The sequence below is a fragment of the Bacillus sp. NPDC094064 genome (assembly GCF_050279585.1).
In the GTDB taxonomy this organism is placed as follows: domain Bacteria; phylum Bacillota; class Bacilli; order Bacillales; family Bacillaceae_G; genus Bacillus_A.
This window is the reverse complement of sequence record NZ_JBNNUI010000011.1, coordinates 1-16,387: the sequence shown is the minus strand read 5'-3', so window position 1 is coordinate 16,387 and position 16,387 is coordinate 1. Positions and strand designations below refer to the sequence as shown.

Below are 16,387 nucleotides of genomic sequence, written 5' to 3'. Positions count from 1 at the left end.
CTTCAACTTCTTTTGTTGGTTCTTTTACTTCTTCTTTCGGTTCTTCAACTTCTTTTGTTGGTTCTTTTACTTCTTCTTTCGGTTCTTCAACTTCTTTTGTTGGTTCTTTTACTTCTTCTTTCGGTTCTTCAACTTCTTTTACTGGTTCTTTTACTTCTTCTTTCGGCTCTTCAACTTCTTTTGTTGGTTCTTTTACTTCTTCTTTCGGCTCTTCAACTTCTCTTGTTGGTTCTTTTACTTCTTCTTTCGGTTCTTCAACTTCTTTTGTTGGTTCTTTTTCGTCTTCCTTTTCAACTATATTCTGAGTAACTGTTCCGTTAAATCTTATACTAATTTCATCAGAATCTAACTCGAATTTATATACCTTTTCGCCTGGAGTACTCCATTTTATTACTCCGTTATCAATCGTTCCATCCTCACTTGTCAATTTAATATTATCAATACTTTCTCCTTCTAAATCATATACAGGAACCTGAATTTCTTCGTTTACTTTTGCATTATTTAAAACGATATTTTGTCTTCCAACATCAATTGTAAACCACTGACCTAATTGTATTAACGGCCTTACATCACGAATCTCATTTCCAGCTAAATTTAAGCTAAGTAAGTCTAACATTGATCCAAGAACTGTTACATCTTTAATACGATTGTCCGCCAGATTTAACCACTGTAAATTTTCCAATGAAGATAACGGTGTTATCTCTTCAATTTGATTATGCGATACATTCACAGCGTTCAATTGTTTCAAGTTCGAAATAAATTCTATATTTTTCAAGCCCACTCCTTCTAAAGTGAGGTTTTCTAAGTTCGTCATGTACTCTAAACCTGCTACATCTTTTATTTCTTTTCCTTTTTCTTTAAGTATCTCTAATCTTTTAATCTGTAATAAATCTTCTTTTGTTATAGGGGCGTTTAGATTCTCTCTACTAAAATTCTCTTTGTTAATATGTTGTTGTAAATTTTTATCAAGGATTTCATTTTTACTTTCTTTTTGTTTTTCAACTATATTTTGTATAACCTTCCCATTAAAGCTTATTTTACTTTCAGCAGAATTCGTATCTAGTTTAAATTCATATATTTTTTCTCCAGGACTATTCCACTTTATAAACCCGTTATCCAGAGTGGCTTCTTCATTTTTTACATTAATATTTTGAAGTGGTGCTCCTGTAAGATTGTATATTGGAATTTTTATTGCTTCATCTACGCTTGCTTCATCTAAAAAGATTTTTTGTCTTTGAATATCGATGTATATTCTTTCTCCTAACTCTTGAACCGGTCTAACATCACGAATTTCATTTGAGCCTAGCTTTAAATCATATAAACCTGTTAATTGACTAAGTGGCGTTATATCTGAAATATAGTTTTCCTCTAAATCTAGTTTCTGTAATCCTGATAATTGTGATAATGGATTAAGATCTACTAATTCATTTTTTGAAAGCCCTAATTCAATTAATTTATTCATCCCATTAATATGTTCAACATTGCTCAATCCATTATTGCTTATTTCAAGTATCTTCAAATCCTTTAATTGGTGAATTCCTTCAAGACCTGCATTGCTAATTTGATTATTTGCCATAGTCAAATCCCTTAAAGATGTCACTGTAAATAATGGTTTAATATCTTTTATATAATTACTATTTACATCTAGCATTTTAATCTTCTTCATTTGACTTAATGGGCTTAAATCTGAAATTTTATTGTTTCTCAAAGTTAAAAACTCAATATGTTCTAACTCAGCCAAAGATCCAATATCTTCAAGTTCACCATAAGTTATACTTAACGATTTCAGTTTCCTCAACTTCGAGATAAATTGTATATTTTCTAACTTAACTTCTTCCAACGTTAAGTTTTCTAAATTCGTCATATACTCTAGACCACTTACGTCTTGTATTCCTTTATTTTTTGCCTCAACAACTATTAAAGATTTAACTTTTAATAAATCTTCCTTAGTTATTGGCGTATTTAAATTCTCTCTATGCAAATTATATTTATTGATATGCCTTTGTAACTGCTTATCTACAATTACATTTCCACTTTCATCTTGTTGCTCCACTTTATCCTCTTTATTTTCCTTTTGCTTTTCTGGAACATTATTTTCTAAATTTAAAGTATTTACTTCGAACTGCACTTGATACTTATTGTCATAAGCCATTGTTGGAATATAAATATGCATTTGCATATTATACCTCTTTCCTAATTCCCCTACTTCAAACTGAATCACTTTCGTTCCATTTTTCTTTTTATCTTCTGATATTACTTTCACATCATGGAACACACCAGGAGTATGACTATCCTCTGTTTTCAAATATTGAAAGAAATCACTATCACTTAACGTTGCCGTTACAATTTTCTTTCCATTCTCAATTTTTAATTTCGGATCCTTTATATAAACAGCTGCCATGGATTCTTGATTTGTTTTATCTTTATACGCTTTAATAACAGCATCATATGTACCATCTGCTAAAGCATGTCCAGTTTTATTCACCTCAATTGCTACTGCCGCTAACGCCGGTGTTGAATATGCCGCAAACGGCAACGACAATGTCGCCGCTATTAACATTGCATTTATATGTTTTCTTTTATTATTCTTCAACCTTACATCTCCTTCGAAATATATAATTCAAAATGTAATCATTTCTCGGATAAATGATAATGATTTTCATTCGCATTGTCAACTGGCAACATACATATTTCTTGAAAATTTCACAAAAAAATAATCCCTTTAAAAGGGATTATGCCATTCTCTCACCTGATTCTTCTCTAAAAAAGCTTTTCATCGCATGGAATACGTCTGCTTTTTGCTTTAAAATATAGTACCTAAAGTTTTCATCTTTAATATTTTTATAGGCTGACATGAGTGTGCTGTGGCGATTATACTGGTTCACTTCACCATAGCCAAACATATTACACTTCTTCATTAATTCTTCTACAAGCTTTACGCATCTAGCATTATCCGAAGTTAAATTATCACCATCTGAAAAATGGAATGGATAAATATTATAGCGGTCTGGTGAATATTTATTATCGATAAGCTCTAATGCTTTTTTGTATACAGAAGAGCATATTGTTCCGCCGCTTTCTCCTTTTGAGAAAAACTCTTCCTCTGTAACTACTTTTGCCTCCGTATGGTGGGCAATAAACTCAATATCTACCGTTTCATATTTCGTGCGTAAAAATCTAGTCATCCAAAAGAAGAAACTACGTGCCATATACTTCTCCCATATTCCCATCGATCCACTCGTATCCATCATCGCTAATACTACAGCTTTTGAATCTGGCTTCAATACTTCATTCCAAGTACGGAACTTTAAATCTTCTTGGTGAATTGGGTGGAAAGATGCTTTACCACGCATTGCATTTCGTTTATATGCAGATATCATCGTTCGCTTCTTATCAATGTTTCCCCATAACCCTGTTTTTCTAATATCATTAAATTCAATATGCTCAATCCGGTTTTCATCCATTTCTTTTCTTTTTAAATTAGGCAGCTCTAACTCTTTGAAAAACGCCTGCTCTAATTCTAAAATAGAGACTTCAGCCTCATAATAGTCTTCCCCAGCCGTATCTCCCGCACCTTGCCCTTTTCCTGGTCCCTTTTGCTTTTGACCACCTGATCCATCTCTCGCAACGACATCACCAACTTTGCTGTCACCATTTCCTTGCCCAACATGTTTATTTTTATCATAATTGTACCTAATCTTATATTCATCTAAAGAACGAATCGGTATTTTTACAACATCCTTACCATTAGACATCACTATACTTTCCTCTGTTACAAGGTCTGGTAAATTATTTTTAATTGCCTCTTGCACTTTTTCTTGATGGCGTTGTTGGTCGTCATATCCTTTGCGATGGAGGGACCAGTTTTCCTGTGAAATCGTATAATTTGGTTGATTTTCTTCGCCCATTTCTTTCCCTCCTTACTGTAATTGTCTTTCTCTATGAACAGCAATCTATAAATTTTGTTCTGTAATGTGCAAGCTAGAATATTTGAAAAGTAACTGTCCATCGAAAATCATCCCATAAACATAGATAACGTTTTTCATACAATACTCCTAGCATCCTAAACAAAATTTTGCCACTCACATAATAGAAATGACATTTAACCGTCGATAAGAAAGAAACACAATGCATTGTTGCACACATTTTCACTTTGCAACATATTGTATTGTGTTGGCTTTTTTCGTATGAATGGTTGGTTACTCTATCATATGCATATTGTAAAAATAATTGACAATAAATTCATAAAGTTGCATCTTAATTTATTATATTTGGACAAGATATGACACCTTATACACATAAACGGATAATAAAACGCTGTCCCGCAAAATACAAGAGACAGCGTTTTGTTATCAAACTATCGATTTAACAGGCTACCTACATAGCGTAACAATTCATTTGCTGAAGAAGAATTATAGCCATGTTCATCAATTAAACGTGCAACAACATCATTGATCTTCTTAAGCTGATTTTCGTCTGGTGTTTTCGTTGATGTTGTAATTTTCACTATATCTTTTAAATCAGCAAATAGTTTTTTCTGAATCGCTTCACGAAGACGTTCGTGCGAATTATAATCGAAGCGTTTTCCTTTACGTGCATAAGCAGAAATGCGAATTAATATTTCTTCACGGAATGCTTTTTTAGCATTTTCTGAAATTCCAATTTGCTCTTCAATTGAGCGCATTAATTTTTCATCCGGGCTCATTTCTTCCCCTGTTAACGGGTCACGCAATTTCGACTTATTGCAGTACGCCTCAACGTTATCTAAGTAATTATCCATAAGTGTCTTAGCTGATTCTTCATACGAATACACGAATGCTTTTTGTACTTCTTTCTTAGCAATTTCATCGTATTCTTTTCTTGCTAATGAAATGAAATTCATATAGCGTTCACGATCTTCATTACTAATAGATGGATGCTGATCCAATCCGTCTTTTAAAGAGCGGAGTACATCAAGTGCATTAATAGATGGTACTTCTTTTCTAATAATTGTCGAAGAAATTCGGTTAATAACATAACGCGGGTCAATACCGCTCATACCTTCATCTTGATATTCACGTTGTAATTCCTCTACATCAATCGCATTATAACCTTCTACCGTTTCTCCATCATATAAACGCATCTTTTTAATCAAATCAATATCCGGACGCTTCGGATCTTTTAAACGAGTTAAAATAGTAAACATTGCTGCAACGCGAAGTGTATGTGGTGCAATATGCACGTTTGATACGTCACTTTCACGAATCATTTTTTCATAAATATGTTCTTCTTCACTCACTCGTAAATTATATGGAACTGGCATTACGATAATCCGCGAATGTAATGCTTCATTTTTCTTATTTGCTATGAAAGAACGATACTCTGTTTCGTTCGTATGCGCTACTATTAATTCATCTGCTGAAATCAGCGCAAACCTACCTGCTTTGAAATTCCCTTCTTGCGTAAGTGATAATAAATGCCACAAGAATTTCTCATCACATTTTAACATCTCTTGGAATTCCATCATTCCACGGTTTGCCTTATTCAATTCTCCATCAAAGCGATACGCACGAGGGTCTGATTCTGAACCATATTCTGCAATTGTAGAGAAGTCAAGACTACCTGTTAAGTCAGCAATATCTTGTGACTTCGGATCTGAAGGACTAAATGTACCAATTCCTGTACGGCGATCTTCCGAGAAGAAAATACGCTCTACAACTACATCCTCAATTCTTGATCCATATTCTTGTTCTAAACGCATCACATTTAATGGTGATAGATTCCCTTCAATTCTTACTCCATACTCATCAAAGAAATCATCACGTAAATGATGTGGAATTAAATGCAGCGGATCTTCATGCATTGGGCAGCCTTTAATCGCAAAAATAGCTCCGCGATCTGTACGTGAATATGTTTCCAATCCTCGTTTCAACATCGTAACTAAAGTTGATTTACCACCACTAACAGGACCCATTAATAATAAAATACGTTTTCTAACATCTAATCGTTTTGCAGATGGATGAAAATATTCTTCCACAAGGCGTTCTAAAGCATCCTCTAATCCAAATAACTGATTACTAAAGAAGTTATATTTTCTTCTACCATCAACTTCTTCAATGCCAGCATCTTTTATCATATTGTAAATGCGAGAGTGTGCTGTTTGAGCCACCCATGGTCTTTCTTTCACAAGCTCCAAATACTCCGCAAACGTACCTTCCCATTGTAAACGTTCTTCTGCTTCTCGATGTTGTTCAATTTTCTTTAGAATATCCATTATAGCTCCTCCCCCATCTCCTTGTTCAATCGGATTATTATAAAAGGTATGCTAGGATGTCCTTAAACATTCTTTAAATCAAAACGAAATATATAATCGCGTAATAAAATTCTCTCCAAAACTGAAAGAAAATTCTGTATAATAAAGATATTAAAGGCTTCACACCGCTATTCATTTTAAATTAATTCTTTTCTTCTAAGAACCTTACATACATTTCGAGTAGTAAATAAAATTAGTAAACCGAAAAAGTAGGGGGAATATTAATATGAAATTATTATTAATTTTAGGTGTATCACTCACATTTCTTACCGCCATTTTCACATCTGGTTACAACGATAAACCTGGTACACATAAAAAGTGATGTGCTTTTTAGCACATCACTTTTTTTCTGCATCAATTATTTATAATATACATTCTCCACATCATGTTTTGATAAAGGGCGGCTATAATAATAACCTTGTACAAGTTTCACATTCTTTTCCTTCAAAAATTGGATTTGCTCCACTTTTTCTACTCCTTCTGCAATTACATTCAATCCTAAAGTATGAGCTAAATGAATAATCGCAGCCGTAATATTTGTATCGCGTTCATCTATATGTATCCCTTCCATAAAAGAACGATCAATTTTTAAAGTATCAATTGGATATGTTTTTAAATAACTTAAAGATGAATACCCTGTCCCAAAATCATCTAAATGAATCTTTACATTTTGTTCTTTTAATTGCAGCAACACTCTTTTCGATAAATCTTTATGTATAAGAGCTCCTTCTGTAACTTCTATTCCTAATAAATGAGGTGGTACGTTATACTTATTTAGAGCTCTTGTAATCATTTCGATTAATGTAATAGAACGAAAATGTCTAGCTGAAATATTCACTGCAATTGGGACAACTTCATAGTCCTTATTTAGCCATTCACGTATTTGTTTACACACTTGATTCACTACCCATTCATCAAGCTTAATAATAAATCCGGTTCTTTCTGCTAGTGGAATAAATTGACTAGGTGAAACAAATCCTAGCTCCTTATTTTCCCATCTTATTAAAGCTTCCATACTAGCTATTTTTTTCGTCTCAATATTAACTTGCGGCTGATAATATAAGAAAAATTCATTTTTCTCTATAGCTCGATATAACTGATTTTCTATTATAAACCTTTGTTCACGTTCACAATCTAATCCATTGCAATAAAAATGATAATGCCCTTTTCCCTTTTCCTTTGCTTTTTCCAAAGCAGCATCCACTCTCTGAAAAAGGATTTTTTCATCTTCTCCATCTGTTGGTGCCATTGCAATTCCAATTGACGCACTTAAATACACGTCCTCTTCTTCTATTACAAAATAATTACTAATGTTTTTTAATATATTTTTTGCAACTTCCTCTACATATTCTTTCGTTATATTTTCTATTAACATAACAAATTGATCATCATGCTCTCTAAATAAATGCATACCTTCTATTTGTAGATTGCTCAAACGTTCTGTAACTTTTTGTAATACTTTATCTCCTTCTTTATGACCAAATGTATCATTAATAAGATGAAACTCATCTAAATCAATAAAAACAAGCGCAAAATTTATATTTTCATTTAAAAAAACATTTAACTTATTTGTACATGAAATTCTATTCATTAATCCTGTTAATTGATCATAGTAAGCTAAATATTCCGTTCGCATCTCATTTAATACTTGCCTCGTAACATCTCTTGTAACAATATATACCCCAACAATTTCTCCGTTCACAATAATTGGGATAGTTCTCAAAGAAATATATAGCTCGTACCCTGCTTTATGAACATATTTCTTTGAAACGATTTGTTTTGCCTTTCCTTGTAAAGCTTCTTTAAGTATCATTTGAAAGTCTTTGTTATATTCTTCATTAATAAATTTAAAAATAAATTTATCATTTAATTCTTCATGCCGGTATCCAAACATCTCATACGTTGCCGGATTCGCATATGTAATTCTACCTATAGAATCTATAGATATAATGGAGTCATTATTATATTCAAGTAATGATTTAAATAACATTTGTTTTTCTTCTATTTCTACCTTTTCCGCAATCTGAGCTGTAATATCCCTTGTAATACAAATAATAAACTGGCATACCCCTTCATCGTCGTATACAGGATTAAGTGAAGACTCATAGTGTAGACTACCAGTTGATAAGCTAATCACATCACAAAAAGTATGTGATCTCGCTTCTCGTATTACTTTTGTATATTGCCTTTGTAAGATTCTTGCTTTGTCTACTGACAATACTTCCCCAAACGTTTTTCCATAACACTCTTCGCTTAGCTCCGCATAATCCATGCCTATTTTATTCACATAAATATATTTAAACGTCTCATCATCGATAACTTTCACAATAAACACTAAATCTTGAATAGCATGCAACAGTCCCTGTCTTACTAAATCCATATCTATCATACTTAAAAAGGTATTTTGATTATTATATTTTTCCTTCATATTTATCTCAACCCGTCTTATCTATTTTTAATCATATATCCCATTCTATATGAATATGTACCCTTTTTAAAATGTATGATTGCATATTATTTTTATTTTTAGAAAAAAAGTCGCCAAATGGCGACTTTTAATAAACGATTTCTAAATCTAATCCTGGATAATTTTGTTGACGGAACGCTTCATAAATTAAAATTGCTGCTGTGTTAGATAAATTTAATGAACGCACTTTATCAGTCATTGGAATACGTAAACAATGATCGAAGTTTTCTTCGATTACATTAGCTGGTAAGCCATTTGTTTCTCTTCCAAATACAAAATAATAATCCTTCTCACGCTTGCTATAGTCAAACGCTGTATGAGCTTTCTCGCCATACTTTGTTAAATAGAAGAATTCACCATCTTTATTTTTTTCATAAAATTCTTCAATTGAATCATAATACGTAATCTTCACGTGCTGCCAATAATCTAATCCTGCACGCTTTAACATTTTATCATCCGTTGAAAATCCAAGCGGTCTAATCAAATGTAGTTCTGTTCCAGTTGCTGCACAAGTACGAGCAATATTTCCTGTATTTGCTGGAATTTCTGGTTGATATAAAACAACATGTACTCCCACGCGATATTCACCTCTGTTTCTTGTCTACTACGTATTATACCACTTGAGCGAAAAATCTCTACCCATTAATAATATGAAAGAATTTATATTTCATTTGTGGTGTATATTTACTAGAATCTTCATAGTTCCAATAACGACGACGGCTATTCGCTGAATGTGCATTTACAAGTGGCATACCATCTGCGTCTTTTGCTACTACAATCGTCGTATGATTCCATCTACCATCATCCTCGAAATCGTAAGCAATAACATCTCCAAGAATAAGATCTTCTGGCCTTTCGACAGCTTCTGCTCGAAGACCTGTTGTAGCACCTGACAAATACCAATAAAAAGAATGTGCGACAGCCCAGCTCCAGCTCCACTGATTTTCCCTTTGCCACCATCCTTTACGAATATTAGGATATCCATTCATTGGTACTTCTCCAGTATGAAGACATTGTGAAATAAAATTTGTACAATTATCAGGGAAGTTGCGATATATAGGATTTCGGTCATCCCACCAACGCTCTGCATATTTCACTGCCTCTAAACGATTATATTGATAAGAACCGTACTTCTCTTTCACAAATTCCCTTTCTAATGTCTCACCTATCCCAATTTCTTCTGACACTTCAATAGCATAATCACTTATTACACGGCTATTCTTTAAACAAACTCTTCGTTTTAATTGTTCCTCTTCGATATAAAATAATTCTTTATGCCTAATTAAATATTTAAAATGTATTTGATAATCAATTTCTTGATGATTACTACTATTTAATTGTCTAATGAAAGAAACATCCGCAGTTGCTTTCACTATATGTGCACTACGTTTTTGAAACAATTGTTTCTTTCTCTGCGCTATTTGTAATAAATCTTCAGCAATACCATTCACATTTGTTCGTTTCTCCGTTATATATGCTAAAAATTGTTGTACTTGGTTTTCAATCTTCGTTTTAACAGCCATTCTGTCTCCCTCCCATATTACAATATGAAAAAGGGAAATATTATCTACTCTTTTTTCTGCGCTAGCAATTCAAGCCCACGATTCATTTCATGAAGGACCTCTTCATCTTTCTCACGTTGCATTGCTTTTTCAATCTCTTCGACTACTCCATCACCGCCAATTTTCCCAATTGCCCATGCTGCGGTTCCGCGAAGGACTGGTCTTGGATCGTCTTTCATAACACCAATTAAATCAGGAATTGCTGACGCTTCTTTAAAATGTGCAAGTGCTAAAATAGCATTACGTTGCAATGGCTTTTTACCTCTCCATGATCCTGACATAATACCATATTTCTCTTTAAAATCACGATTACTAATGGTTAAAAGTGGCGTTAGTAACGGTTTAACTAACTCAGGATCTGGCTCCATTTCAGGGTGATTATGAAAATCCATTCCTTTATTTTTCGGACAAACAGTCTGACATGTATCACATCCATATATACGATTCCCTATTTTATCGCGGTATTCTTCAGGTAGGAATCCTTTCGTCTGTGTTAAAAATGCAATACATTTCTTCGAATCTAACTGCCCACCCTGTATTAAAGCACCTGTAGGGCAAATATCAATACATTTCGTACAGCTTCCACATTGATCTTCTATTGGCTGATCTGGTGGGAATGGAACGTTTGTAATCATTTCTCCTAAGTATACGTACGAACCAAATTCTGGTGTAATAATAGAGCAGTTCTTACCACTCCATCCTATACCTGCACGCTCTGATACAGCACGATCGCTTAACTCACCTGTATCAACCATTGACTTTACTTCTATCTCTGGAAGCTTTTCAATTAAATATGCCTCTAGCTTTTGCAAACGATCTCGCAAAACAAGGTGATAATCTTGTCCCCATGAAGCGCGACAAAATATTCCACGGCGCTCTCCTCTTTTGCTTAACGGTGCATTTTTTAATTTAGAAGGATATGCTAAAGCAATCGCAATAATTGATTTCGCTCCAGGTAATAAAAGCTGTGGATTCGTTCTTTTCTCTATATCAGGTTCTTCAAATCCAGACTGATAATTTAATTGTTGCTGCTGGATTAAACGTTGCTTTAATTCCTCAAACGGGGAAGCACTCGCAAAACCTATTTTATCTATACCGATTGTTTTACTATACGCAATTACATCTTGCTTTAATTGTTCAAAGTCCATTCCTAATCGCCTCCTCAGATGAATCCATCCCTTATGTAACACTCTATTGGTTAGCAATTCACTTTTGGAATACTATTCTTTTCTTCTATTTTCGCATACAATGATGCTTTTCAAACATTAAAAAACGCAATGCCTCGTTTATCTCGGAAACGAAACACTGCGTTGATCACAATTTATTAGAAAAATATTAAATAAAGTTTGGAGCGGGTGAAGAGAATCGAACTCTCGACCAGAGCTTGGAAGGCTCTTGTTTTACCACTAAACTACACCCGCAAATATGAATTACATATAAGATATTAGAATAACTTATGTAAAGTAGTATAGCATGTACAAAAAACGGAAGCAAGAATTTTATCGAAAAAAGTCGAAAAAGTGATGAGAAACCTCATCACTTTTTCAATTCTTTATCAATTGCCTTCTTCATACTATCGAAATCAGGGTTTGCAAGATTTCCGTTTACATATACTGAAGGAGCCCCTTGAACTTTTAATTTTTGAGCACGATCTGAATCTTTACGTACTTTTTCTGTAATTTCTTTACTGTGTAAATCTTTCTTAAATTGGTCTACATCAACCTTTGGAAGTTTCTCTTTCACAATGTTAAGAAGCAGTTCTTCTGTAATCCATTTTTCCGTATCTTTCTTTTGACTTTGATAAATTTCATCATAGAAAATCCAGAATGAATCTGGATCTTGTTTATAAATTGCTTCACCAGCTGCGGCACCTAAATCAGAGTCTTTTCCTATAAACGGGAAATTAATAAAATATAACTGCACTTTACCTTTATCAATATACTCTTCTTTTAATCGTGGTAATACCGTTACATCCCAAGTACGACAAGCTGGACATTTGAAGTCTCCAAATTCAACTACCTTAACTGGAGCATCATCTTTCCCTAAAGACTGTTGCGTAGAATAAGCAAACATTTCATTTCCTTTATCTTTTTTGTCATTTATGATGCTATACGCAATTGCTCCAATTACAATCAATACTGCGATAGAAAAAACTATACCAAGAGCCATGAGTTTGTTCGATGATTTCATATACATTCCTCTTTAAATTCATATTCTGTATACAGCATTGTACACAATACACATAATATCAATACTTACATATGTCACGCAATGAACACGCTCACATAAATTACAAAAATACAACAATTGTGACGATATTGTGTCACAATTTGTCACAATTTATTCAAAAAAAGAAGCTCCTATATAGGAACTTCTCTTAACTGACAGCTTTTTCACGAGCGTTATTTAACATCGACTGCTCTGTTTTTATATCCTGACGAATTACTAATTTCTCGCTAACTGCTTGAACATACTCATCATGATTTATATAGCCTTCTTTTTCCATTAATCTCAAAACGACATTTCGTCTCTCGACGGCCTTATCATAATTTTGGACAGGTGAGTAATAAGCAGGTGCTTTTACTACAGCGGCCATCATTGCACTTTCAGCTAAGGTTAATTGATCCACCTTTTTACCAAAGTAAAGATTTGCCGCTTTTTCAATTCCCCATGCACCTTCTCCATAATAAATATTACTTACATATAATTTTAAGATCTCATCCTTTGTAAATGTACGTTCAATTTTTTTCGTATAGAAAATCTCTTTCCACTTACGAGAAAATGTACGTTCATTAGTTAAAAAAGCATTTTTAGATAGCTGCTGTGTAATTGTGCTTCCTCCTTGCACAACACCACCAGCTTTTATATTCTCAATAGAAGCTCGAATAATTGCTATATAGTCTAAACCATTGTGATGATAAAACCTTTTATCTTCCGTCGCAATAAATGCGTGTGTTACTGATTCGGGTACATCTAATTTAGCAGGTACATGTAATTTACTAATATCACTTCGCTCAATCATTACATTTCCAACGAATAATAATGCAAAACTTAACAATAATAATAATATAATGGCTTTATAAAAGAATTTAGTTAATGGATTTAATGCAACTTTTTGATGATAGTTCACTCTAGATAATACTCGTTCTTTCATCTTGAACACCTCTTTTCCACACAGCATATATAACTCTTACCTTAAGGATACTTTGTTGTAAAAGAATATCCCATCGATTTCTCTTACACATACCTTACAACATTGTAAGGTGTAAAAATGTATTGTATCACAGTCCTTTTTTATCTACTATTCATATGAAATGTTGAATATACATTGTTTTAAAACATTAACAACCAATAACATTGTATAAATTAAGAACATTATGCTTCCCTTAATTTCACTTTATTCTTTTATTATACCATCTACAAATTTCTACTTTTAAACATCTAGTAATCTAATTATATATGATACATTACTATTATACAGAACAAACGTTCTTCAAATCAATGATAGATAAGTAAAAACCTTATTAATTAAAGTTTCACTTTATTATTGTGACCTTTTTCTGAAACAGTATACATAAAGAAAAGGTTAGCAATTTGAGGCACCCTCAAATAACTAACCTTTTCTTTACAACCTTCCTAAAAGATTATATGGTTGTACCTCCCACGTTTCATACGGAATGAAATGCGTTGCTTTCATCGCATCCAGTGTCCTTGATTTCATATGAGGACGCGTTATATACTCATCAATGTTCCCTTCGTTTAATGCAACAAATTTAGCCTCTTTAATTTCTTCAGGCTGAATTTTTATATCACCACTTACATATGCCACTTTAAACACAACAGCTAAAATATGCATAGAAGCGTTATAATACACGCCTGTAATCCCAATAGGCTCCACCGTTAAGCCCGTTTCCTCCATTATCTCTCTACAAACAGCTTGATCAAGTGCTTCTCCCTCTTCTACTTGCCCTCCAGGCATTTCCCACGTATCAGCTCGCCAGTGTACTTTCGTTAAAAGTACCTCATTCTTTTCATTTGTTAAATAGCCTGCTACTGCAACAATGTGCTTTGGTGTTTTATGTTCCATATCAATGCCTCCTGGAAATATTTTTATTGCTTATACAATCTACAACAATATTCGCTAACATCAATGAAATACCTTTACAAGCACATTGTATTAACTATAATTTCCATATAAAAAAGACCATTTCGTAATACGAAATGGTCTTTTCTTTATTCTCCTAAGTCTACGTTATGGTAAACTTGTTGTACATCTTCTAAATCTTCTAATGCATCAACCATTTTTTCAAATTGTGTTTGAGCATCTTCAGGAAGTGTTACATCATTTTGTGCAAGCATTGTTAATTCTGCAACTGTAAATTCTTCGACACCAGCATCTTTAAGTGCAGATTGTACTGAATGGAATTGATCAGGTTCAGCATACACAATAACAGCATCTTCTTCTTCTAGAATGTCACGTGCATCTACATCTGCTTCCATTAAGATTTCAAGAACTTCATCTGATGTTTTACCTTCAAGACCGATAACAGCTGTCGCATCAAACATGTAAGCTACAGAACCGTTTACGCCCATATTACCACTGTTTTTGCTAAATGCAGCTCGTACATCTGCAGCAGTGCGGTTTACGTTATTTGTAAGTGTATCTACAATAACCATAGATCCATTTGGTCCAAAGCCTTCGTAACGAAGCTCGTCATAATTTTCTTCTGAGCCACCTTTTGCTTTTTCAACTGCACGCTCAATAATCGTTCTTGGTACATTGTATGTTTTCGCACGCTCTAATACGACTCTAAGTGCTTGGTTTGATTCTGGATCTGGCTCGCCTTGTTTTGCTGCCACATAAATTTCACGTCCAAATTTCGCGTATATACGGCTTGTATTTGCATCTTTTGATGCTTTTTTATCTTTAATATTATTCCATTTACGACCCATACTTTCCACTCTCTTTCCCGTTTTAAATCTACATAAAGATATTAATATGAAATATAATGTGTGTTCAACACATTTTTAAAAGAAATATAAAAAGTTCATTTTTGATTCATATTACAGACATAATATAAATCACTATCATTTTGTTCTTTCGACAAGTTACATTATACATGAATTCCTACGTTTATTACGAATTTTAGAATCACATAACATAATTTAACAAAAAAGACTCTAACATTTCTGTTAGAGTCTTTTTACATCGCCGATACCGATGGTCGGGGTCGAACCGACACTCCCGAAGGAACACGATTTTGAGTCGTGCGCGTCTGCCAATTCCGCCACATCGGCACAAAGAAAAGGCGGCAACCGGATTCGAACCGGTGGTAAAGGTTTTGCAGACCTCTGCCTTACCACTTGGCTATGCCGCCATATGAAGTTTTATTGGAGCGGAAGACGGGATTCGAACCCGCGACCCCAACCTTGGCAAGGTTGTATTCTACCACTGAACTACTTCCGCAAAAATGGCTGGGCTAGCTGGATTCGAACCAGCGCATGACGGAGTCAAAGTCCGTTGCCTTACCGCTTGGCTATAGCCCATCGAATTCTTACTTAATTATATGTAAGTATCCATTAGATTATTTGTAATTTTTAAAATAAAAATGGGGCGACTGATGGGAATCGAACCCACGAATGCCGGAGCCACAATCCGGTGCGTTAACCACTTCGCCACAACCGCCATGTTGTGTGTATATATTTGGCAGGGGCAGTAGGAATCGAACCCACACTGGAGGTTTTGGAGACCTCAGTTCTACCTTTAAACTATGCCCCTATGTAAATGGTGGAGGGGGGCAGATTCGAACTGCCGAACCCGAAGGAGCGGATTTACAGTCCGCCGCGTTTAGCCACTTCGCTACCCCTCCGAAACTTACATGGTGCCGGCTAGAGGACTTGAACCCCCAACCTACTGATTACAAGTCAGTTGCTCTACCAATTGAGCTAAGCCGGCGTATTTTATTGAAATAAATGGTGGCTCGGGACGGAATCGAACCGCCGACACGAGGATTTTCAGTCCTCTGCTCTACCGACTGAGCTACCGAGCCTTATTAAAATGGCGGT

The 16,387-nt window shown here is 34.2% G+C and carries 11 protein-coding genes and 10 tRNA genes; all 21 read right to left on the bottom strand.

Annotated elements, in window-relative coordinates:
* Window positions 1-2,593: NEAT domain-containing protein (locus tag ACQKNI_RS21780; RefSeq protein ID WP_427282682.1), on the bottom strand; the 2,593-nt coding region annotated here is incomplete at its 3' end.
* A 139-nt stretch (window positions 2,594-2,732) separates the two neighbouring features.
* Window positions 2,733-3,908, bottom strand: a complete 1,176-nt coding sequence (gene yhbH, locus ACQKNI_RS21775) for a sporulation protein YhbH (protein WP_088233178.1) — start codon at window positions 3,906-3,908, stop codon at window positions 2,733-2,735.
* Window positions 3,909-4,357: 449 nt separating this feature from the next.
* Window positions 4,358-6,253 (bottom strand): PrkA family serine protein kinase, encoded by a 1,896-nt coding sequence (locus ACQKNI_RS21770; protein WP_000353283.1) that lies wholly within the window; start codon window positions 6,251-6,253, stop codon window positions 4,358-4,360.
* Window positions 6,254-6,650: 397 nt separating this feature from the next.
* A complete protein-coding gene (locus ACQKNI_RS21765) occupies window positions 6,651-8,720 on the bottom strand; it encodes a sensor domain-containing protein (protein WP_088233176.1) in 2,070 nt (689 codons plus the stop codon).
* Between the two features lie 127 nt (window positions 8,721-8,847).
* Window positions 8,848-9,336: a tRNA (uridine(34)/cytosine(34)/5-carboxymethylaminomethyluridine(34)-2'-O)-methyltransferase TrmL gene (trmL, locus tag ACQKNI_RS21760; RefSeq protein WP_000538147.1), complete on the bottom strand. Its 489-nt coding sequence runs from the start codon at window positions 9,334-9,336 to the stop codon at window positions 8,848-8,850.
* Window positions 9,337-9,394: 58 nt separating this feature from the next.
* Window positions 9,395-10,282 (bottom strand): amidase domain-containing protein, encoded by an 888-nt coding sequence (locus ACQKNI_RS21755; protein WP_088233175.1) that lies wholly within the window; start codon window positions 10,280-10,282, stop codon window positions 9,395-9,397.
* A 44-nt stretch (window positions 10,283-10,326) separates the two neighbouring features.
* The gene (queG, locus tag ACQKNI_RS21750; RefSeq protein WP_427282681.1) at window positions 10,327-11,469 is read right to left on the bottom strand and encodes a tRNA epoxyqueuosine(34) reductase QueG; all 1,143 of its coding nucleotides are present in this window, start codon (window positions 11,467-11,469) and stop codon (window positions 10,327-10,329) included.
* A gap of 199 nt (window positions 11,470-11,668) precedes the next feature.
* Window positions 11,669-11,742 (bottom strand) — tRNA-Gly (locus tag ACQKNI_RS21745).
* A gap of 115 nt (window positions 11,743-11,857) precedes the next feature.
* Window positions 11,858-12,511 carry a DsbA family protein gene (locus ACQKNI_RS21740; RefSeq protein WP_140417533.1) on the bottom strand — a complete coding sequence of 218 codons (654 nt, stop codon included), beginning with the start codon at window positions 12,509-12,511 and terminating at the stop codon, window positions 11,858-11,860.
* Between the two features lie 187 nt (window positions 12,512-12,698).
* Window positions 12,699-13,475 (bottom strand): transglycosylase domain-containing protein, encoded by a 777-nt coding sequence (locus ACQKNI_RS21735; protein WP_088233172.1) that lies wholly within the window; start codon window positions 13,473-13,475, stop codon window positions 12,699-12,701.
* A 471-nt stretch (window positions 13,476-13,946) separates the two neighbouring features.
* Window positions 13,947-14,408 (bottom strand): NUDIX hydrolase, encoded by a 462-nt coding sequence (locus ACQKNI_RS21730; protein WP_098883146.1) that lies wholly within the window; start codon window positions 14,406-14,408, stop codon window positions 13,947-13,949.
* Window positions 14,409-14,554: 146 nt separating this feature from the next.
* Window positions 14,555-15,274, bottom strand: coding sequence for a YebC/PmpR family DNA-binding transcriptional regulator (locus ACQKNI_RS21725; RefSeq protein WP_088233170.1), 720 nt, complete (start codon window positions 15,272-15,274; stop codon window positions 14,555-14,557).
* Between the two features lie 263 nt (window positions 15,275-15,537).
* Window positions 15,538-15,619, bottom strand: a tRNA-Leu gene (locus ACQKNI_RS21720).
* Between the two features lie 9 nt (window positions 15,620-15,628).
* A tRNA-Cys gene (locus tag ACQKNI_RS21715) sits at window positions 15,629-15,699 on the bottom strand.
* A gap of 14 nt (window positions 15,700-15,713) precedes the next feature.
* Window positions 15,714-15,788: transfer RNA gene (locus tag ACQKNI_RS21710), tRNA-Gly, on the bottom strand.
* Window positions 15,789-15,793: 5 nt separating this feature from the next.
* Window positions 15,794-15,868, bottom strand: a tRNA-Gln gene (locus ACQKNI_RS21705).
* 63 nt (window positions 15,869-15,931) lie between these two features.
* Window positions 15,932-16,007, bottom strand: a tRNA-His gene (locus ACQKNI_RS21700).
* Window positions 16,008-16,026: 19 nt separating this feature from the next.
* A tRNA-Trp gene (locus ACQKNI_RS21695) sits at window positions 16,027-16,100 on the bottom strand.
* A 7-nt stretch (window positions 16,101-16,107) separates the two neighbouring features.
* A tRNA-Tyr gene (locus tag ACQKNI_RS21690) sits at window positions 16,108-16,191 on the bottom strand.
* 10 nt (window positions 16,192-16,201) lie between these two features.
* A tRNA-Thr gene (locus tag ACQKNI_RS21685) sits at window positions 16,202-16,277 on the bottom strand.
* An 18-nt stretch (window positions 16,278-16,295) separates the two neighbouring features.
* A tRNA-Phe gene (locus ACQKNI_RS21680) sits at window positions 16,296-16,371 on the bottom strand.
* Between the last annotated feature and the right edge of the window lie 16 nt (window positions 16,372-16,387).